19 protein-coding genes are annotated in these 19,875 nt (G+C 63.1%); 7 read left to right on the top strand and 12 right to left on the bottom strand.

Annotated features, from left to right (window positions below; translation table 11 throughout):
* Positions 1-30: 30 nt before the first annotated feature.
* Positions 31-1,488 carry a carbohydrate porin gene (locus D1Y84_RS17125; RefSeq protein WP_199726437.1) on the bottom strand — a complete coding sequence of 486 codons (1,458 nt, stop codon included), beginning with the start codon at positions 1,486-1,488 and terminating at the stop codon, positions 31-33.
* Positions 1,489-1,820: 332 nt separating this feature from the next.
* Between D1Y84_RS17125 and D1Y84_RS17120 the strand changes: the two genes are divergently transcribed.
* Positions 1,821-3,317 (top strand): MFS transporter, encoded by a 1,497-nt coding sequence (locus D1Y84_RS17120; RefSeq protein ID WP_233581514.1) that lies wholly within the window; start codon positions 1,821-1,823, stop codon positions 3,315-3,317.
* A gap of 91 nt (positions 3,318-3,408) precedes the next feature.
* On the opposite strand, the gene D1Y84_RS17115 is transcribed toward D1Y84_RS17120, so the two are convergent.
* The gene (locus tag D1Y84_RS17115) at positions 3,409-4,377 is read right to left on the bottom strand and encodes a BON domain-containing protein (protein ID WP_158615547.1); all 969 of its coding nucleotides are present in this window, start codon (positions 4,375-4,377) and stop codon (positions 3,409-3,411) included.
* Between the two features lie 132 nt (positions 4,378-4,509).
* Between D1Y84_RS17115 and D1Y84_RS17110 the strand changes: the two genes are divergently transcribed.
* Positions 4,510-5,637, top strand: coding sequence for a hypothetical protein (locus tag D1Y84_RS17110; RefSeq protein ID WP_158615546.1), 1,128 nt, complete (start codon positions 4,510-4,512; stop codon positions 5,635-5,637).
* Between the two features lie 45 nt (positions 5,638-5,682).
* The gene (locus D1Y84_RS17105; protein ID WP_233581513.1) at positions 5,683-6,126 is read left to right on the top strand and encodes a hypothetical protein; all 444 of its coding nucleotides are present in this window, start codon (positions 5,683-5,685) and stop codon (positions 6,124-6,126) included.
* A gap of 3 nt (positions 6,127-6,129) precedes the next feature.
* Here D1Y84_RS17105 and D1Y84_RS17100 read toward each other — a convergent pair whose 3' ends face one another.
* Both D1Y84_RS17100 and murA read right to left on the bottom strand, forming a co-directional pair.
* Entirely contained in the window at positions 6,130-6,606 is a 477-nt protein-coding gene (locus D1Y84_RS17100; RefSeq protein WP_124849758.1) for a DinB family protein, read from the bottom strand.
* A 62-nt stretch (positions 6,607-6,668) separates the two neighbouring features.
* A complete protein-coding gene (gene murA, locus D1Y84_RS17095) occupies positions 6,669-7,946 on the bottom strand; it encodes a UDP-N-acetylglucosamine 1-carboxyvinyltransferase (protein ID WP_124849757.1) in 1,278 nt (425 codons plus the stop codon).
* 100 nt (positions 7,947-8,046) lie between these two features.
* Between murA and D1Y84_RS18695 the strand changes: the two genes are divergently transcribed.
* Entirely contained in the window at positions 8,047-9,081 is a 1,035-nt protein-coding gene (locus D1Y84_RS18695; RefSeq protein WP_158615545.1) for a carboxylesterase family protein, read from the top strand.
* Positions 9,009-9,740, top strand: coding sequence for a carboxylesterase family protein (locus D1Y84_RS18690; protein WP_255424368.1), 732 nt, complete (start codon positions 9,009-9,011; stop codon positions 9,738-9,740). The genes D1Y84_RS18695 and D1Y84_RS18690 overlap by 73 nt, the downstream gene beginning before the upstream one ends.
* Before the next feature lie 14 nt (positions 9,741-9,754).
* On the opposite strand, the gene D1Y84_RS17080 is transcribed toward D1Y84_RS18690, so the two are convergent.
* The 3 genes from D1Y84_RS17080 to D1Y84_RS17070 form a co-directional block, all read right to left on the bottom strand.
* Positions 9,755-10,159, bottom strand: coding sequence for a hypothetical protein (locus D1Y84_RS17080; protein ID WP_199726436.1), 405 nt, complete (start codon positions 10,157-10,159; stop codon positions 9,755-9,757).
* Positions 10,160-10,325: 166 nt separating this feature from the next.
* Complete coding sequence (murQ, locus tag D1Y84_RS17075) at positions 10,326-11,288, bottom strand: N-acetylmuramic acid 6-phosphate etherase (RefSeq protein ID WP_124849753.1); 963 nt, start codon at positions 11,286-11,288, stop codon at positions 10,326-10,328.
* 76 nt (positions 11,289-11,364) lie between these two features.
* Positions 11,365-12,585 carry a serine hydrolase gene (locus tag D1Y84_RS17070; protein ID WP_158615543.1) on the bottom strand — a complete coding sequence of 407 codons (1,221 nt, stop codon included), beginning with the start codon at positions 12,583-12,585 and terminating at the stop codon, positions 11,365-11,367.
* A 223-nt stretch (positions 12,586-12,808) separates the two neighbouring features.
* Here D1Y84_RS17070 and D1Y84_RS17065 point away from each other — a divergent pair, with 223 nt between their 5' ends.
* Both D1Y84_RS17065 and lepB read left to right on the top strand, forming a co-directional pair.
* A complete protein-coding gene (locus D1Y84_RS17065) occupies positions 12,809-13,699 on the top strand; it encodes a TrbI/VirB10 family protein (protein WP_124849751.1) in 891 nt (296 codons plus the stop codon).
* A 3-nt stretch (positions 13,700-13,702) separates the two neighbouring features.
* Positions 13,703-14,254 (top strand): signal peptidase I, encoded by a 552-nt coding sequence (gene lepB / locus D1Y84_RS17060; RefSeq protein WP_124849750.1) that lies wholly within the window; start codon positions 13,703-13,705, stop codon positions 14,252-14,254.
* A 32-nt stretch (positions 14,255-14,286) separates the two neighbouring features.
* Here the strand turns inward: lepB and D1Y84_RS17055 are convergent, their stop codons facing one another.
* The 5 genes from D1Y84_RS17055 to D1Y84_RS17035 are packed head-to-tail and all read right to left on the bottom strand — an operon-like array spanning position 14,287 to position 19,820.
* Complete coding sequence (locus tag D1Y84_RS17055; RefSeq protein ID WP_124849749.1) at positions 14,287-14,808, bottom strand: GNAT family N-acetyltransferase; 522 nt, start codon at positions 14,806-14,808, stop codon at positions 14,287-14,289.
* Complete coding sequence (gene argH / locus D1Y84_RS17050; RefSeq protein WP_124849748.1) at positions 14,795-16,255, bottom strand: argininosuccinate lyase; 1,461 nt, start codon at positions 16,253-16,255, stop codon at positions 14,795-14,797. Before argH ends, D1Y84_RS17055 begins: the two co-directional genes overlap by 14 nt.
* Positions 16,252-17,484 carry an argininosuccinate synthase gene (locus D1Y84_RS17045; protein WP_124849747.1) on the bottom strand — a complete coding sequence of 411 codons (1,233 nt, stop codon included), beginning with the start codon at positions 17,482-17,484 and terminating at the stop codon, positions 16,252-16,254. The genes argH and D1Y84_RS17045 overlap by 4 nt, the downstream gene beginning before the upstream one ends.
* Before the next feature lie 40 nt (positions 17,485-17,524).
* A complete protein-coding gene (gene argF / locus D1Y84_RS17040) occupies positions 17,525-18,568 on the bottom strand; it encodes an ornithine carbamoyltransferase (RefSeq protein WP_233581512.1) in 1,044 nt (347 codons plus the stop codon).
* Positions 18,561-19,820: an aspartate aminotransferase family protein gene (locus D1Y84_RS17035; RefSeq protein WP_124849745.1), complete on the bottom strand. Its 1,260-nt coding sequence runs from the start codon at positions 19,818-19,820 to the stop codon at positions 18,561-18,563. Before D1Y84_RS17035 ends, argF begins: the two co-directional genes overlap by 8 nt.
* Positions 19,821-19,875: the final 55 nt, after the last annotated feature.

Here is a 19,875-nt window from a genome sequence, read left to right as displayed (position 1 = left end):
ATGCTGCGGCGGCAATCGATCACCCGGGGATCAGAACTCGCCGTGCAGTTTCACGCTGATGACGTCGACCGGCCCGCGATCGGCGTTGAAGCCTGGGTTGCGGATCCGCTGGTAGTCGCCGGCCAGCCAGTACGCCTTGTGCAAATTGAGACTGTAGAAAGCATCGAGCACCTGCTCCGATCGGGCGCGAATATGGCCGTCACCCACAAACCCGTCGATCCCACCCAGCCCGAGGTATTGCGCGTGCGGATTCGAGATCCAGCCAAGGTTATAGCCCACCCCACCTACATCGAGCGGCCTGGACCAGCGTGCTCCCTTGGCCAGCACCCCGAAAGAAGCCGAACGATCCGTGGAGGTGTAGGCGTCCACCTCGGTCTTGCCATCGGAGTACATGCCGCGTGAAAACACGCCGATACCGTGCGTGATGTACTGCTCACCGAAGATGCCGATGCCGGTCTTGGTATTTGGCTTGCGCACCCAGCACAGGTCCGGGGCATTGGCATTGGTCGACCCATAGTTAAAGGTGGTGCAGTTGGCAGCATTCTCTAGTGGATTCGCTTTGAAGACGCGGATGGCATCGCTGAAGCGGCCTATGTCTTCTCGGTTGCGGTAGCCGAGCACACGCAGCACTCCCTCGCGATGCCCAAGCTGGTGATCGTGTTCCACTTCGATCTGGTCGCCGTAGTACTTCGCCAGGCGGAAGTCTGTGGGCAGCTGGTTCGGCTGCTTGGGTGGCGTGATGCGCCCGTAACGGGCCGACCAGCGATCCCAGAACAGCTCAGAGACACCGCCCCACGAGTAACCACGCGCGTTCGATGCGAAGTCGTACGCGCTGTAGGTTAGAAACGCCAGGCTGAAGAGCCCTTGGCGCGGATCGATGTCGAACGCGTTCTTGTCGAAGAAGTCGAGGATGCTGAAGTTGCCGACCGTGAGGTTGACTCTGCGGCTGCGGTAGGTCGTTCCCACCTGGCTCGGCCCGGAGTCTTCCTTGACCTCGTCGCCCCCAAGCTCAAGAGTCTGGCGAAGGTAGATCCGCGAAACATACAGTGTTGGGGTTTCCGCGCCGCCCTTCTGCAACTCGAAGTTCTGCACCGCGCCCCCCAGGCCTTTCAGGTTGGAGAGCGGCCGCTCCGAGATCAGTTCCGGGACAAAGTACACCTCGCCGCCCTTCCAGGGTTTCGCTCCCAGGTGGAGCGTGGCTGAGCCGGTGAAGCTCTGTTCCGGCGTAGGCAGCAGGGAATTGATGCTGCCGTCGGCGTTGGTGTACGCCGCGGAGAACGCCTGCTTCCACCCATAGATATAGGTGAACTGGCCATACGCATTCCATCGTTCGTCCGCCAGGTCATGCTTCCCGTGCGATGCCAGGAGCTTCATAAAGGACGGCTGATCCTCGTCCACCGGTGCCGGCGCGCTCTCCTGTGCTATTGCGGCCAGCGAGGAGCACAGCAACACCAGCGCGGCCATGACCGGCCAGTTCCTGTGAAACATACGGGCCAGCTTCTTCGGTGAAGCAGTGCCATTGCCTATTAATGGGAGAAGCTGGTGTCTTGCTGCGGCGTAGTTCGTCACACTTCTAACCTTATCCCGCTGCGTGCGAGCGCGTGCTCTACTTGAAGCGCCGCTTCCATGCTTTTTGTTGTGAAAAGTGCGTGAATCGGCGCGTGCACTCTCCAGCAGCCCGGTGCTCTTTGCTTCCAGCTTCGCGGGGGTCACGCTTTTCCCTGGCCTCGCTGGCACCATCCCGACCGTCCGAAGTCTTGGACACTCCGGCTCCGGAATCTTCCAGCGGCGAGCGCACTGCTCGCCGGAAAAGCTGTTCTTTGCGCATCGGTCCAGGGCGCAGCAACATCCCAGACAATGTGAACGCCATCGACACCGCCAACACCGCTGATGCTGCAAACGAGCGAAAACTCCTCCGCCCAAATCTGATCCTCGGTATCTGCTGCATGAGCGTGCTGCTGCTGACGATGGACGTCACCATCGTCAACGTCGCGCTTCCCGCGATCCAGCACGATCTGCACGCAACCTTCTCTCAACTGCAATGGGTTGTGGACGCGTACACCCTCGTGGTAGCGAGCCTGCTGATGCTGGCAGGCGCGATCTCCGATCGCTTTGGCAGGCGAAGAGTCTTCCTGATCGGCCTGGTTCTGTTCACCGCGGGTTCCTGGTTGTGCAGCGTGGCGCCCAACATCGAGGGGCTGGTCGCCTTCCGGGTCATGCAGGGCCTTGGCGCGTCCATGCTCAACCCCGTTGCGCTGTCGATCATCGTGAACTCCATACGGGACCCAAAAATGCGGGCCCGCGCGATCGGCATCTGGGGCGCGGTCGCAGGTCTCTCGTTCGCGCTCGGCCCGGTGCTCGGAGGAGCGCTGACACAGGCGGTGGGGTGGCGTTCCATCTTCTGGATCAACCTGCCACTCGGCCTGATCGCGGTGGTGCTCGCGACTCTGTTTGTACCGGAATCGAAAGCAAAGCAGGCACGCTCGTTCGATCCCGTCGGTCAGGCTCTGGTGTTCCTCATCCTGGCTTCGCTGTGCTACGGCGTGATTGAAGGACCCCATGCCGGATGGCACGCGCACCGCATCATCGGACTGTTCGCAACGTGCGCCGTCGCGCTGGTGTGCTTCCTGCTCTACGAACCTCGCCGTCGGGAGCCACTGCTCGATCTACGTTTCTTCCGCAGTGTGCCTTTCAGCAGCGCAACGCTGCTCGCGGTGCTTTCGTTCGCTTCTTTCGCAGGTTTTTTGTTTTTGAATGCCATTTACCTGCAGCAGGTACGAGGGCTCTCAGCGCTGCGGACGGGGCTGTACACGCTGCCCCTCGCGGTCATGATGATGCTGACGGCGCCTCTCTCCGGAAGGCTTGTGGGAAGCCACGGAACCCGCGCTTCGATCCTGCTCTCAGGCAGCGGCCTGCTGGCCAGTACGTTGCTGCTGACACAGCTTTCTGGCACGACCTCGGTTGCTCTCCTGCTGTTCTCCTACCTGCTGTTCGGCATCGGCCTGGGCATGATCAACCCTGCGATTGCCAACAATGCCGTGGCCGGGATGCCCCTCTCGCAGGCCGGGGTCGCTTCTGCAATCGCATCCACAAGTCGCCAGGTCGGTGCCGCGCTCGGCGTGGCCGTGGCTGGCACCGTGGTCAACGCGAGCCGCACGCATGGCACTGACTTCAGCCGCGCCACGCACCCCATCTGGTGGATCATGGTCAGTTGCAGTGTGGGCATCGTGGTACTTGGCTGGGCCTCGAACACTCCCTGGTCGCGCCAAAGCGCAGACAAAGTCGCGCACCTGCTTGGCGATGCGGCTCACTCCTGAGCCGCATCGGGCTTCTTTCTAGGCTCGGCCAGCGTGACCCTGCACCATGAAGCGTCGGGCGCCTCGCTCTAAAATGACCACGGCACGAGACTCAGTTCTGATCATTTGGTCGGGTCTGCAGCGTGGGACCGGACACCGCCGGGAGCAGGATCTGCCTGCCGTTCTCAAGCGCAATCGTTACCTGCAAAGGGGCGCTGGTGCGGAACTCAAGAAGCTGCTCAGGCTTCAGTTCAATCTCCTTGCCACGCGTGATCCCGTTCGCCCCGGCCCCAAGCGCGCCGCCGCTCAACGCGCCGATGCCGGCCCCTGCACCGCCTCCGGCTACCGCACCGATGACCGCGCCGAGCGCTGCACCGCCTCCGGCTTTTTCCGCGGTGTTTGCCCCGCGTCCATCGGCCTTGTTCGAGATCGGCTCGGTCACGACCGACACGTCCTGGACGCTGCCGCTCGTGGCGAGCCGCAGGCTCACAAGCTCCACGGAAAGCTGTGCCGCACCTGTGAAGTGGCCTGCACTTTTCGCAGCGATGACGCGCCCCGTAACCAGCGTCCCGGTCGGCACGAGCGTGTAGCTGTCCAGCATCAGGTTGCTGGCGGTGGTGCCATGGAACGTGTCCCCGGCCTTGGCGGTCTTGCTATTCACATCGTCGGAGATACGTACCGGAATGGACGTTCCCTCCGGCAACGTCAGCGTCTTTGACGTGTTGACCACGGCGGGCGGTGGCGTCGGCGGCGGAGGGGGCGGTGGCGGCGCTACCAGCTGGGGCGACACGATGTTGAGGTTGTTCAGCACCGTCTTGATGCCGCCTATTTTTGCAAGCTCCGCCGATGCCAGGGTCTTCTCCGCTTCACTCCGCACATTGCCGCTCAGGGTGACCACACCCTTGCTTACGCTGGAGGAGATGGAGGAGCCGGCAAACGAGTGATCCTGCTGCAACACCTGCTCCACCTGGGCTTCAATCTGTTCGTCCGTGGGTGGGGAACTGCGGCGTGTCTGCGCCACTCCCGGCGGCACAATCCACGAGGCTACGATCAGGGCGAGCAATGTGTTTCTGTGGCGCATTCCGGTCACTCCGTCTTCCCCTGCGATGAGGGTGCGTCTGGTTCCTGCAAGTGCGTTCTGCTGAGGTTGCCGGGCGGCCGCGCATTCACCGTCTGCGGCTACGCCTCCACAGCATGGACGAGGCCGCAATGCATGAAGTTGCTCCGCCTCTGCCTGATTCTGCACGCTCCTGCCCGCGCCGGCACGTGCCCGGACCTGGTTTGCGCAAGCTGGATCCAGATGGCGTGCTCCAGCTTCCGTGCGCTGCTTACCCAGGCTTGTCCTAAGCGCACAAATGCCCGCTACTATCGACATGTGCAACGACGCTCCGTGCTCCTGCTCCTCGGCATCAGCGGTCTGTGGGGTTCAAGCTGGATCATCGCACCCACTGCGAGCAGCCTGGCTCCTCCCTTTGCCCTGGCGGCGATGCTGCACCTGGAGGCGGCCGCCTGGTTGCTGTGCGCGTCCATCTTTATGCGAAAGACGATGCGTGCGAGTGGGCCGCCCATCACCAGCAGCGGGCGCGTGCCTGTCGCGCGCAGCCTCCTCCTGGCAGTGCTGCTTTTTGCAGCGCCAGCCGCCCTGCTGATCGTCGCCGGCGAGCATGGGGCAAGTGGCTGGGCCCCGCTTTGCGCTGCCACGATGCCGTTGATGCTTGCCCTTGCGGACGGACTCGCCGCGGGTTCGCTCATCCTTCCCCTGTCGGCAGCTGTCGGCGCAACCCTGGTGCTCCTGAACGGATCCGTGCCGTTCGCCTGGAACAAGGCAGCGTGGGCGCTGCTGTCGCTGCTGGCCGTTGCCACACAAGCCTCCGGACTGCGAATGGCTGCGGTGCAGCTGCGCGGTGACCTTGGACCGCACCCGCTACGTTCGCTGGTACGCTCGCTCGCGCTGCAGTGTGCAGTCGCCGCAGTGTTGCTCGGCAGCGTCAGCTTTGTGGTTGAACCAGCCCCGAGACTCGCAGCACCACACGTGTGGGCCGGTAGCGAACTCTCCGCGATGCTGCTGCTCAGCACGCTCGGCATCGCCGTACCCTATGCCGCCCTCCTGTGGCTGCTGACCCGGTCACCTTTGTGTACCCACCAGGTCGTCGTCACACAGTGGATACAGTTCCTGGTCGCGGCCATGGAAGCCATGGTGCTTTCCCAGGCTGAGCCCTCGACAACCTGGCTGGCTGCTGCCGTGGCGCTCGCAGTGTGCGTGTTGCTGGTGCTGTGGCAGCCGGGCACGGCCCCTGGAAACTCCGCTCTGACAAACTTGCTTGAGAGCCCGTTCGCTTAGTTGACTTACAAGATACTTTTCGGATCCGCAGCGCAGGCGCGACAGATGCGATCCGCGTTTGCCATTACACTGTGCTGCATGAGTGCCTGTTTCTACATCGTCGTCGAAGGCGAAGATCCGGGTTACGACATCTTCGTCAATGGGCACGCGCTTGCCCGTCATGAAGCCGAACTGGAACAGTTGGCGACCGCGCTGGGCGTGCCTCCGCTGCTCGACTTCTTCTCCGCTGATCGCAATTCCATGGCCATTTTGCTGGAGCAGGGAGCAGGCGACCCAGCCTGGTCCGCATCGCTGCCCGACCCGCAATGGTTCACGCCCTTTGAAGGGCTCACCACCGTGCGTGCGCTGCTTGCCTATCTGCAACAACACCCCGCGAGTTATGGCTCCAGCACCGGAGACCTGGTCGGCGAGCTGCAGGAGTACCAACAGGTGCTCGAGAAAAGCTCCACCCGCGGCGGGCGCTGGCACCTTGCCGTCAGCTGGGAGTAAGCGCTAACCCTCCAGCTGGCGCCGGAGCAACATGGCCTGCCCAAGGTGGTAGCTGTTGTGCTCAGCCGCAAGCAACGCTTCCCGGAGAATGGTCTGCCCTTCGCCCCACGCGATCTCGGCAAAAAGATCTGTCTCCGGGTTGCTGATCAGCGTGGTCATCTCTTCCACGGCCTGCTCCAGCGCTGCGAATGCGCGTTTCGCTGCCGCAGCATTCTCAGGCGCCTCTTCCGGTGGCCAGTAGTCTCGTGGCCACTCCGGCGCTACGTACGCCTCGTCCGTGGAGAACACGAACAGGTCCCGCAGCGTGAACCGCATGTGCTCCAGCAGTTGCCACAGGGTGTGTGGTGAGCCGGCTGCTTTCGCGCCCCAGTCCTGGTCACGCACCTTGCCGAAGACGGCAGCGATATCCTGGTGCGCGGCCCCGCCTTCGATTGCCTCTACCAGCTGCTCGCGCAGCATGGTGACTTGTTGTTCCTGCATCGCGAAGCTCCTTGCCTCGCCCGCGCACGTCGCCCCTGGAGCCACGCGCGCGGGCTGTGTTCTCAGCCGAAGACCTTGCCCATGCGGCGAATCTGCGCACCCACTCCGCGCAGCTTCTCCTCGATGTGCTCGTATCCGCGATCCATATGGTACACGCGATCCAGGATCGACTCGCCATCGGCGACCAGTGCCGCAAGCACCAGCGAAGCAGAGGCCCGCAGGTCCGAGCACATCACGGCTGCCGCGGAAAGCGGGCTCTTGCCGGTGATGGTTGCGGTGCGGCCTTCGACCTTGATGTTGGCGCCCATGCGGGCCAGCTCGCTTACATGCATGAAGCGGTTTTCGAAGATGTTTTCGACCACGAGCGACGCGCCTTCCGCCTGCGTTGCCAGCGCCATGTACTGCGCCTGCATGTCGGTCGGGAAGCCCGGGTATTCCTGCGTTGAAACATCCGCTGCCTTGAGGTTGCCCTCGCTGCGCACACGAATCGCGTCCTTGCCCAGAATATCGATCCGCGCGCCGCATTCCTGCAGCTTGTGGATGACCGCACCCAGGTGCTCGGGATTGCAATTGGTCAGTTGCAGATCGCCGCCGGTGATGGCGCCTGCCACCAGGAACGTGCCTGCCTCGATGCGATCCGGGTTGATGCGGTGACGGACGCCATGAAGCTTGTCCACGCCTTGTACCCGGATGGTCGGGGTACCCGCGCCTTCAATCTTGGCGCCCATGCCAATCAGCATCGTGGCAAGATCCACAACTTCGGGCTCGCAGGCGCAGTTTTCGAAAACTGTCTCGCCCTCGGCCAGCACTGCCGCCATCAGCAGGTCTTCCGTACCGGTCACCGTGATCTTGTCGAACAGGATCTCGGTACCCTTGAGGCGCTCTGCCTTGGCCTCAATGTAACCGTGCTCGTAAGAGATGGTCGCCCCCATCTTCTCGAGTCCCTTGATGTGCAGATCGATGGGGCGACCGCCGATGGCGCAGCCGCCCGGCATGGCCACCCGGGCGACCCCGGTGCGGGCGATCAGCGGCCCCAGCACCAGCGAGGAGGCACGCATGGTCTTGACGATCTCGTACTTGGCGACCGGATCGGAGAGCACCGCGCAGCTGACCGTGGTGCGGTGCTGGGCGCGCCCATAGCCAAGTTCCACCTCGGCACCCATGGACACCAGCAGCTTGCGCTCCGTCTCAATGTCCTGGACCTGCGGAATGTTCTCAAGCACCACTTCTTCAGCAGTCAGAATGGCAGCTGCCATGCAGGGGAGAGCCGAGTTCTTTGCGCCACTGACTCGAACTGTTCCAAGCAGCGGATTACCGCCGCGGATGACGAATTTGTCCATGTGCTTCTTGCTTACTCCTCGACACTCAGTCTAAATGGCTTGCGCGCGCCGGCGTGCTCCGCGCGTGCGACAGGAATATGGGAGTACACTGGCGGCGATCATGCGCATCCCTCTCCTGCTGCTCGCCGCTGCTGTTTCTCCCTTGATCCCTGCCGCCATTGCCCAGACCGCTCCCGTTCCGAGCGCCACGCAGAACGACCTTACCGTGCAAGCACCCTCCGGCCCGGTACAGGGCATGCTTCAGGACACGCCCGGCGGCCCGGCGCGCGCCTTCCTCGGTATTCCGTACGCGGCGCCGCCCGTCGGCCCACTCCGCTGGAAGCCGCCGGTAGCTGCAGCCACATGGACCGCCGTGCGTCCTGCCACGGCGTTCGGGCCGCGGTGCATGCAGCCCACGCTCTATGACGACATGTTCTTCCGCGACCCGGGCCAGAGCGAGGACTGCCTTAGCCTCAACATCTGGGCGCCCCCGACCAGCGCGTCCGCGGGCAAGCCTGGCAAAAAGCTGCCCGTGATGCTCTGGGTGTATGGAGGAGGCTTCACCACCGGCAGCACGTCCGAGCCCAGGCAGGATGGAGCGCACTTGTCGACCAAGGGCGTCATCGTGGTGACGTTCAACTATCGCCTGGGCATCTTCGGCTTCATGACCCATCCGGAACTCGCGGCGGAATCGCCCGCGCACGCGGCCGGCAACTACGGGCTGCTCGATGCCGTGGCAGCGCTGCAGTGGCTGCACGCCAACATCAGCGCGTTCGGTGGCGACCCTGGCAATGTCACCATCTTCGGCGAAAGCGCGGGCTCGTTCGCGGTCAGCGCCTTGATGGCATCGCCGCTCGCGCACGGACTGTTTGCCCATGCGATCGGGGAAAGCGGTGGCGCGTTCGGTGGCCCGACGCTGCGCTTCAAGCCGGCAGAGATCCGGGAGGCCACGGACGCGGAGTTTGCGCGCACACGGCTCCATGCGGAATCGCTCGCGGCTCTGCGCGCCCTCACGGCCCAGCAGTTGCTGGACTCTACCGCTCCCCATCCCCCGGCACGCCCGGACAGAACTTCGGCCCCGATGTGGATGGCTTGTTCCTGCCGCAGGCGCCTTCCGCGATCTTTGCGGCGGGCAAGCAGAATGACGTACCCATGATGGCCGGCTGGAACCACGATGAGGGCGGCAGCGGCAAAGCCAACACCACCATCACGCCCACGGGCGGCTCATCGGCCGCGCCCGCCGTGGACGCGCCGAGCGACATCACGCGATTGAAAGAGACGGCCGAGAAGGACTTCCCGGGACACAGTGCAGAGTTCCTCGCGGCATTCCCTGCTTCCACCGACGCCGAGGCGCTGGAACGTTTGCAGCAGTACGCCACCGCCAAGTTCATCGGCTACGGCACCTGGAGCTGGCTGGAAGCCCAGACAGAAACAGGGAAGTCGCCTGTTTACCGGTACCGCTTCGACTTGGTGCCACCCCCGGACCCGGCGCGGCCTGGCCGCTATGGTGCCTTCCACTCGGACGAGATCGAGTACGTCTTTGGCGTGATCGACTCGCGCAAGGGCATCGCCTGGCGCCCCGAAGATCGCGCGATGAGTGAGCAGATGATGACCTACTGGACGAACTTCGCGAAAACAGGCGACCCGAATGGTGGGGGCCGCGGCACAGCCAGCCTGCCGCACTGGCCTGTCTATCTGCCCGCCTCGGGCGCGCAGGTGATGTACCTGTCACAGCCTGCGAGTGCGGAGAAAGCGGAGAAGGACCCGCTTCGCGACCAGTTCCTGTTTCTGCAGACGGCTTATGGAACGAAGTAAGTCGGCAGGGCGGGCTAAGTGGTGAGCGCTCCGCGGTAAGCCCAGTGCAACACTAGCAATGCCCGCGCCGACCACGCGACGGTGCGGATCCAGTTGGTTCGGACAAGCCGCTGGATCAGGGGTGCCGAGTACGCCAGGTGCAGCCGGTTGTGGAGCGGCACCTGGATGAAAGCGGTGGAACCCCACAGCACGGCCACCAGCGCAACTCCTATCCAGGCCTCCGGAGCACTTACCTGCGGGGGCCGCATACGCGGCACCAGTAGTAGCAGCGCCGAGGCAAGCTCCAGCAGCATCAGCGGGGCCACCACATAGGTGGTCCGGTTGGCATGCGCCGCTTCGTAGACAGGGAACTGCGATGGGGTGACCTGGAGAAACAAGGGATAGTGCACCACCTGGATGAACCAAATCAGGCCGAACATCGCAAGCGTGCTGCAAAGCTGCACCGGGATCAAAAGCCGCATGTAAAACTCGGATGCGGAACTCGGATGCGGCAATGGCACGACGAGCAAAAGCGCGAACCGGAGGGTTCGCGCTTAGGGTATGCCGTGCTTGCATTTCGCCTGCAGCGTTTGCTTGGAGGTTCGTCTAGAGGTCCATGGTCGAGTCTTCCACCGCGCGCCGCACATTGCCGTCCGCCTTGGCCAGGCGCCGCACGGCTTCCTGCTTGTCGACGGCAGCCTTGAGCATCACCAGGGCGACCGGCACGCTACGGCCCGCGCTCTTGATCACGCTCACAGCCTCGTCACGGCTGACCGCACAGGCACGTTTCAGGATCGAGATGCCACGCTCCACGAGCTTGGAGTTCTGCATGTGCACGTGCACCATGAGGTTGTCATAGACGTAGCCGAGCCGCGTCATGGCCCCCGTGGTAATCATGTTGGTGATCATCTTCTGGGCGGTCGCTGCCTTCATGCGGGTGGAACCGGAAACAACTTCCGGGCCCACGTCAGCTACGATGACGATGTCCGCGGCATTCGCGATGGAGGTGTTGTGATTGCAGGTGATGCATGCTGTGCGCGCACCCTGTGTCCGCGCGTAGGCAAGCGCCGCGACCACGTATGGGGTGCGGCCACTGGCGGAAAGACCCACCACAACATCCTTTCGTGACGGACGCCTGCGGGCGATGTCCCGCTGGCCCAGCTCCTCGGAGTCTTCATTGACTTCCACGGGAGACGCCAGTGCCTTGGGACCGCCGGCCATAATGTATTGAATGGAGTGCGGGTCGTTGGAAAAGTAAGGTGGGCACTCACAGGAGTCAAGCGCTGCGATGCGTCCGCTTGAGCCCGCGCCGATGTAGATGAGACGGCCACCCTCCCGCAGGGATCGTGCCACTGCGTCAATAACGAGCGCGATCTCCGGCAGGGCCTTTTTCACGGCCGCCGCGACCTTGGCGTCTTCATGGTTGATAATCCGTGCGATTTCCAGAGCGGACTTGGTATCGAAGCCCTGCGATGCTTCGTTCGAGCTCTCCGTGGTGAGTTGGTGGAGCGGGAGCTGTTCCTCTGGTTCATGCTGCGCGTCGAGTGGTGCCTGCGTAATCGTCGCCATCGTTTTCTCTTCGCCTTTGTGCTCTGCGATTGTATGCCTCTTACTGCACGGTTGGCACCGCTAAGTACGCGCAAACTTAGTCAAAGGTGCTGGAGTGCTTCCTGGTCCAATCCTGGTCCAGAACGGAACGGACCGCATCGTGGAATGCGGGGCGCACCTGCTGGATCTGCGTATTTGCGCGCTCGGGGTAAGTGCGGTTGGTGAGCAATACGATACCAATGTCCGCCACGGGGTCTATCCATAACGAGGTACCAGCGTAACCAAGATGCCCGAAGCTTGTCGGGGCAAAATAGCTCCCTGCTGAAGATACGAGGCCGCTGGGCGTGTCCCAGCCGAGTGCGCGGCTGGAGCCCGAAACCAGCGCAGCGCGGTGGGTGAACAGCTCCACTGTCCTGCGTTCGAACAGCAAGTCTCCCGTGGTTGCGGGGCGGCATGGCCCCAGCATGGCCTCTGCGAACCGTAGTACATCGACTGCCGGCGCGAATAAACCGGCATGTCCGGACGCGCCTCCCAGAACAAAACAGTTTTCATCCTGCACGAAACCCTGCACCACGCAATGCCGGAAGCTCTGGTCCAGCTCCGTCGGCGGAATGCTGTGCCTGTCAGCAGCCGAAGGGCAGAAGCGCGTGGCCTGCATCGCCAGCGGCGCAAAGATCTCCCGCTGGCAGAACTGCGCAAGTGGTTCATCCGCCAGCACTTCCAGCGCCTTGCCGAGGAGGATGAACCCGGGGTCCGAGTAGGCCTCAACCGTCCCCGGCGCGGCGACCAGTGGCGTGCGCAGCACAGCCCGGAGAACCCCTTCGGGGGTCGTATGTTCCTCGAAATACCGCACATAGGCAGGCAGTCCAGAGCAGTGGGCCAGCAGCATCCGTAGCGTTACCTGCCGCCTCTCCGTCGAGCTGAACTCCCCTCCGGAGCCCTGGTGAACGATGAAGCCGGGCAGCAGTTCACCCAATGAACAATCAAGGTCAAGCTGCCCACGCTGCCAGAGCAGCATGGCCATTCCCGTTGTGGCGAGTGCCTTGGTGACACTCGCCAGGTCGAACGACGTGCCCCGTTCCACAGGGTGGCTGTCCGGTGCATAGGTAAAATGCCCCACGGCCCCAAGGCCAACAACGGTGCCCCGCAGCGAAACGCCATACGCAGCCCCAGGGAATGCCCCGGCGGTTATGGCATCGGCCAGCAGTTGGTCGACCCTTTGAAACTGTTCTTTCCAGCGAATGCCGCCCATCGCACCTGGCAACGGAGTCACCTTGATGCTGCCGGGTTTGCCGATTCGCAGATCACTCGGTTCCACGTGCGCCACCTGCAATGTGCCCTGTATGAGAATAGGACATCGACCTTGAGATGCCTCCCGGTTGTCGCCGTTTGGCAACATACACCGCCGGCTCACCGTACCGATTTGGGATACGGGTTACCAGCCCTGTCACGGCAAGAGGCAACGAGTTGCACACGCTTTCTGCGACAATACGGCCTCAGCAGGGTCTACAGGAAGAGAGCTTGTCCCGGGGGACTTCATCGTGCCGAGAACCATCCAGGTGTATTCCACAGAAGCGAACGCATGGCCCGGCAACGCGCTGCGCGCACTCTTCCACCTGGCCGCCCTGAGCGGTCTGGCTGTCGTGGCGCTTCCTCAGGCGTCCTCCGCGCAAAGTGTCTCCACGCCACCCTCTCCCGTTTCAGCCCCTGCTGAGCCTGCCCCCGAGCAATCTTCTGTGGTCGCTTCCAGCATCACCGTGCCGGCCGGTACCAAGGTTCTTCTGGCTCTTCGATCAGGGATCAACACTCGTTCGGCGCAGCCCGGCGACGGGGTTTACCTGGCATCGACATTCCCTGTGGTCGTGGGTACCCGCGTTGCCATCCCCGCCGGGGTGTATGTGCAGGGCGTGATCGACAGGGTGCAGCGGGCAGGCCGCGTCAAGGGTCGCGCGGAGGTCGGCATGCATTTCACCACCATGATCTTCAGCAATGGCAGCGTTGTAGCCGTCCCCGGGGCACTCAACGCTCTGCCGGGCGCGACGGACGCCAAAGTCAAGAACGGGGAGGGGGATGTGCAGCAGGCAGGCTCCAAGGGCAAAGATGCAGGCACTATCGCCCGTGGCGCCGAGACCGGCGCCGGGATCGGCGCAATCGGCGGTGCGATCGGCGGCAGCCCGCTTGCCGGGGCCGGGTACGGTGCGGTCGCCGGCGGCCTCACCGGTCTTGTCTACACACTGTTCACCCGCGGCAACGATGTCAATCTGGAGCAGGGAGAAACAGTCGAAATGGTGCTGCAACGCCCGCTGACCCTGACCCCGATCAACCTTGCCCCCGGAGAGGGTCCCGGTGTGGAACCGACCGCCCAGCGTTCCCTGCCAAAGCCAGCGCACGCCCGCACACTCTGCCCGCCCGGCGGCCTGGGGTGCCCATAGTTCGTGACAGAAAACAGTGACAAGTCGCACCAACCGGGCCCATTTCGGAATCATGTCACGCAGTGGCTGCGCGACCTGGCCGTTTCGCTGGGCGTCTCCGCCCTCATCATCACCTGCATTTACCAGCCCGTGCGGGTCGAAGGAACCAGCATGCAGCCGCGGCTCCACGACAAGGACCGGCTCTTCATCAACAAGTTCGTCTACCATTTCGAGCACATCGAGCGTGGAGACGTGGTGGTCTTTCGCTACCCGGGCGACCTTACCAAGAGCTACATCAAGCGGGTCATCGCACTGCCCGGGGACGACCTGCGCATCGCGGATGGCGTGGTGTTCGTCAACGGCAAGCGGGTGCCGGAGCCCTACGTGCCGCCCCTGTATGAGGATGGACGCTCTGTCGATGAAGAGCGGATTCCGGACGGTTCCTTCTGGGTCATGGGTGACCATCGCTCCATCTCGAGCGACAGCCGCGACTTTGGCCCGGTCGCACGCGACCTGATCTACGGCAAGGCAGCGTTTGTGTACTGGCCGTCGGATGGAGTGGGGGTCGTGCGCTAGGGAACCACGGCTGGTGCTGAACAGGTCGGGAGTCAGGCGCCGATCTGGACCAGGTTCTCTACCTTTTCACGCGTACCCAGGATAGACACCCGGGGAACCTCGCCACGCGCCATCGCGATCTCGTCGCAGTGGTAAATGCGCGGGCAGTTCTGGCAGTCCTTGTAGATCTTGTCCGGCAGCGCCGCACGATCCGTGACTTCGCGAAATCCATAGCGAAAAAAGAAATCTGGAATGCGTGTGAACAGGCACACGCAGCCAATGCCATGCTCCTCGCTCTCGGCAAGGATTGCGGCGAGCAGCTTTGCTCCCACACCCTGGCCCTTGGCTTCGGGGCGCACCACGATCGAGCGGACCTCCGCAAGGTGCGGGCCGTAAAGATGCAAGGCTCCGCAGCCGAGAAATGCGCCCGCATCGCTCTCGGCCACGGTAAAGTCGCGCACGTTCTCGCAGATCTCCGCGAACACACGCCGCAACAGCGTGCCGTCGTGAGAAAGCGAGTTCACCAGTTCATAGATGTTGGTCGCATCATGAAGCAGGGCCTTACGTACCCGCATGCGCTGCTTCCTTTAAGTCGGCGTGTGGCTCTGTCACGAGGGCGAAGCGGGAGCACAGCGCCTGCACCCGCTGCGTCGTTTCCGCCAGTGCTGCGCGCACGCGCGCGCGTGCCGTTCCGCCGATCACGTCGTGGCAATCGAGCGTCGCCTCCAGGGTGATCGCGGCGTACACATCCGCCCCGAAGAGCGGTTCGATCGACTGCAGCTCTTGCAGTGACAACTCCTGCAGCTCGCGGCCGCTCTCAAGCCCGAAGCGCACCGCGGTACCGACGCGCTCGTGCGCGGTGCGAAAGGGAACACCCTTCTCGGTGAGGTAGGTAGCCGCCGCCATCGCATTCAGATAGCCTTGTTCGCAGGCGACCCGCATGCGATCGGTCTTGAAGCGGACGGCATGGGTAAAGCCGGCCAGCAGGTGCAGCATTCCGTGCGCTACCTGTGTCGCTGCGAACACCGGTTCCTGCGTTTCCTGCATGTCCTTGTTGTAGGCCAGCGGCAGACCTTTCAGGGTCAACAACACGCTCTGTGCCGCAGCCGAAAGACGGCCAACCTTGGCGCGCAGCAGCTCGGTAAGATCCGGGTTCTTCTTCTGCGGCATGGCGCTCGATCCGGTCGAGTACGCCTCCGGCAGCTCCACAAAACCGAACTCTGCCGTAGCAAACAACGTCATCTCTTCCGCGAAACGGCTCACGTGGACACCCAGCAGCGTTAGTACCTGCAGGTACTCGAGCACAAAGTCGCGATCGCTCGTTGCATCCATGCTGTTGGCCGTGGGCGCGGCAAAGCGAAGTGTCTCCGAGGTGATCGTGCGATCCAGCGCAAGGGTAGCCCCGGCCACGGCGCCCGAGCCGAGTGGGCAGAAGTTAAGCCGCTCCAGGCAATCCTCAAGCCGCGAGGCGTCGCGGAGAATCATTTCGACGTAAGCAAGCAGCCAGTGCGCAACCAGCACGGGCTCGGCACGCTGCAGGTGCGTGTAGGCCGGCATAGCCGCCTCGCCCGCAGCCACTGCCTGCGCCAGCAGAGCGTTGGCCCAGCGCCCAAGGTGACGGATCAACATTGCCCCGCTCTCGCGGATATAGAGCCGCAGGTCCGTGGCGACCTGCTCGTTGCGTGAGCGCCCGGTATGCAGCTTGAGGCCAAGATTGCCGACCAGCTCGACCAGCTCCATCTCGACAAAGTGGTGAATGTCCTCGGCGTCGTGCCCGGTGGCGACACCGATTTCCTCCACCGCTTTTGCGGCGGAGAAACGCGCGGCGATGCTGTCGAGAGCACTGCTGATCTGCTGCTGCTCCTGCTCGTCAAGAACCCCCGCAGCCGCGAGGGCCCGTGCGTGCGCCTTGCTCGCCTGCACCTCTTGCTGCAGCAGCGCACGATCAAAAGTGATCGAGCGCTGCCACGTGTCGAAAAAAGAATCAAGCGGCTCCCGAAAGCGGCCGGACCACATCTTCACTTGGAGACCACCTTGTGGCTTTGGTCCTGCTGCAGGCTGCGCAGCTTGGCCTGGGTACGCGCAGGCAGGCCCAGGATGCGAATAAAGCCGGCTGCATCGCGCTGGTCGTAGGAGTCGCCCATGGTGAACGACGACAGCTCATCCGAATACAGCGAGAACGGGCTGGTGCGGCCGGCAATCGCGATGTTGCCCTTGTAGAGCGAAAGCGTAACCGATCCTGTGACCGTTGTCTGCGTCTGCAGCACAAAGGCATCGAGCGCTTCGCGCAGCGGGGTAAACCACAACCCGTTGTAGACCATGTCTGCGTAGCGAAGACCCACGTGCTGCTTGTAGTGCTTCACATCGCGCTCAAGCGTGAGGGCCTCGAGCTCCGCATGGGCCGCAACGATCAGCGTGCCGCCGGGCGTCTCATAACAGCCGCGGCTCTTCATGCCGACAAAGCGGTTCTCCACCAGGTCAATGCGGCCGATGGCATTGCGGGCGCCGATCTCGTTGAGCAGTTCCACCAGTTGCACCGGCTCAAGCGTCTGGCCGCCTACGGACACCGGGATGCCACGTTCGAAACCGATCGTGACAAGTTCATCCTTGTCCGGGGCTTCCTGCGGGCTGCGTGTCATTGTCCAGGTTGTGTCGAGTGGCGCATTGTTGGCGTCTTCGAGTTCACCGCCTTCATGGCTTACATGCCAGAGGTTGCGGTCGCGCGAGTGGATCTTGACGCGGCTCGCGGAGACCTGGATATTGTGTGCTTCGGCGTAGTCAATGCAGTCTTCGCGTGAGCGCAGGTCCCACTCGCGCCACGGCGCAATCACCTTCAACTCGGGCGCAAGCGCCTGGTAGGCGTGCTCAAAACGCACCTGGTCGTTGCCCTTGCCAGTGCAGCCATGCGCGACCGAGGTAGCTCCCTCCGCAAGGGCTACTTCGACCTGCGCCTTGGCGATCACGGGGCGAGCGATCGAGGTGCCGAGCAGGTACTTGCCTTCATACATTGCGCCCGCCTGGACGGTCGGCGTGATGTACTCGCGCACGAACTCATCCCGCAGATCCTGCACGACCACCTTTTTCGCGCCAGTGGTGTACGCCTTCTGCACCACCGCGTCGATGTCCTCACCCTGGCCCACGTCGGCCACCATAGCGATCACGTCGAGGCCATAGTTTTCGTTGAGCCACGGAATGATGATGGATGTATCGAGTCCACCCGAGTACGCCAGCACTACCTTGTCATTTGCCATGTATTTCTCCAATCCTTGTTCAGGTGCGGGTGCCGCGCTCTTAGATCGCGGCGATGTGGGCGAAGGGGGTCGCAGGAAGCTTGGCGCCAAGCAGGAGCAGCAGCAGCGCCTTCTGTACGTGCATGCGGTTCTCCGCCTGTTCAAACACAACAGAGTTTGGACCATCGAACACCGCGTCTGTCACCTCGGCGTTGCGGTGCGCAGGCAGGCAGTGCATGAAGGCGGCGTCGGGCTGCGCATGCGCCATCAGCTCTTCGTTGACCTGGTAAGGCTTGAAGATCGGCGCGCGCTTGGTCGCTTCGTGTTCAAAGCCCATGCTGGTGCATACGTCCGTGTACACCACGTTCGCTCCGGCCACGGCAGCAACCGGGTCCTGCACCAGCGTGATGTTCGAACCGGTGATGTTGGCGATCGCACGTGCCTGCGCCACCACTTCGGCCTTGGGTGCATAGTTCTTCGGTGTGCCGATGGTGCAGTGCGCGCCAAGCTGCGCGGCCAGCAGCATCAGTGAGTGCGCCACGTTGTTGCCGTCGCCGACATACGTGAACTGGATCCCGCGGGCAGAACCGCCGAAGCGTTCTTCCACTGTCATGAAGTCCGCCAGCGCCTGGCAGGGATGCTCGTGGTCGGACAGGGCATTGATCACGGGACAGGTCGCGTACTGCGCCATCTCCGTGATGGTGTCGTGCGAGTATGTCCGCAGCACGATGACCTGCACCCAACGCTCCACGTTCCGGGACATGTCCGCCAGCGACTCGCGCTCGCCCAGCGGCGACTGCGTCTGGTCCACGAACATGGCGTCGCCACCCGATGTGTTCATCGCGACCTCGAAGGTCAGGCGCGTGCGCAGCGAAGCTTTCTCAAAAAACATCACCATCTGCTTGGCATCGAGTGCGTAGCGGAAGGCTGCGGGATTGGCTTTGACCTTGTGCGCAAGGGCCAGGATCGCTGCGGCTTCCGTCGTGGATAGGTCGGCGATGGAGCACAGATCGCGCCCGGCGAGCGACTCCTGCGCGTCCGCAAACGCCTTCGCCGAGAGCTCGCCCGGTGTATGCACCTGTGGTTCGATCAGCTGGTTAGTCACCAATAGTTCCTCCCGTTTGCGCGGCCGCCTGTAGCTGTTTTTCGTTGAGGTGTCGCAGCGAAGCATCCAGTGCTGCAATGCCAAGATCCACATGCTCGGCCTTCAGAATGTACGGCGGCAAAAAGCGAAGCACCGTCTCGCTGGTGCGGTTGATCAGCACATGGTGCGTGTTAATCATTTGTTCGAGCACGGCCTTCGCATCCAATGCATCGCTGAGTTCAATCGCAAGCATCAGGCCCTTGCCGCGTACGTCCACGATCTGGGGGTGCCGCTGCTTCAACTCGGCAAGCCGCTGCTCAAAATAAGCGCCAACCTCGGTGACATGTGCCAGCAGGGCAGAGCGCTCGATCTCGTCGAACACCGCCACCGCCACGCGGCATGCCAGCGGACCACCGCCAAAGGTGGTGCCATGGAGACCGGGTTGCATGGCGCGTCCAACCTCGTCCGTGCAAAGCATCGCACCGAGCGGCAAACCGCCGGCCAGGGGTTTTGCCACGGTGATGATGTCAGGTGCGACATCGTAGTGCTGGAACGCAAACCACTTACCCGTGCGGCCAAAGCCTGCCTGGATTTCATCAGCCACCAGCAGTCCTCCCGTGCGCTGTGTGACTGCGCGCGCGGCGTCCATGAACGCCTGCGAAACCGGCCGGATGCCGCCCTCACCCTGGATCGGCTCGATCAACAGGGCGCAGTACTCGTTCGACCACGCGGCTTCCAGCGCGGCTACATCGTTGAACGGAATGTAATCGACTTCCGGCATAACCGGCGCGAACGGTTCGCGATACTTTTCCTTGTGCGTGGTGGCCACCGAACCCATCGTGCGCCCGTGGAACGAGCCTTCCATCGCCAGGAAGCGCGTGCCAAGCGCGGCGCCTTCACCGCGGCGCATTGTGCCATAAAGGCGCGCCATCTTGAGCGCTGCCTCCCATGCCTCGGTGCCGCTGTTGCAGAAGAAGGCGCGATTCAGCCCGCTGGCTTCGGTGAGCCGCAGGGCAAGCGCTGCCTGTCCTTCATGGAAGAAGAGGTTGGACGTGTGAAGCACCGAAGCAGACGCCGCCTGGATCGCTGCCGTGATCACCGGGTGCGCATAGCCAAGTGCGCTTACCCCGATCCCGCTCAGCAGGTCGAGGTAGCGCACGCCATGCTCCGCCTGCAGAAACACACCTTCACCGCCGGTGACAAGCAGTGGGTTCCGTTCGTACGTTGGCAGCAACAGCTTCTGCTCCGCCGCCTGTAACTCCTCAAGCCTCATGGATCTCTCCCGCGCAACGTTCTATTAGACGGGTTGTTGAGACCTGCCGAACCCG

Origin of the sequence: Acidipila sp. EB88 (genome assembly GCF_003858395.1) — a bacterium.
Lineage (GTDB): Bacteria > Acidobacteriota > Terriglobia > Terriglobales > Acidobacteriaceae > EB88.
The sequence above is the reverse complement of the archived record's forward strand: the minus strand, read 5'-3'. Positions and strand labels throughout refer to the sequence as shown.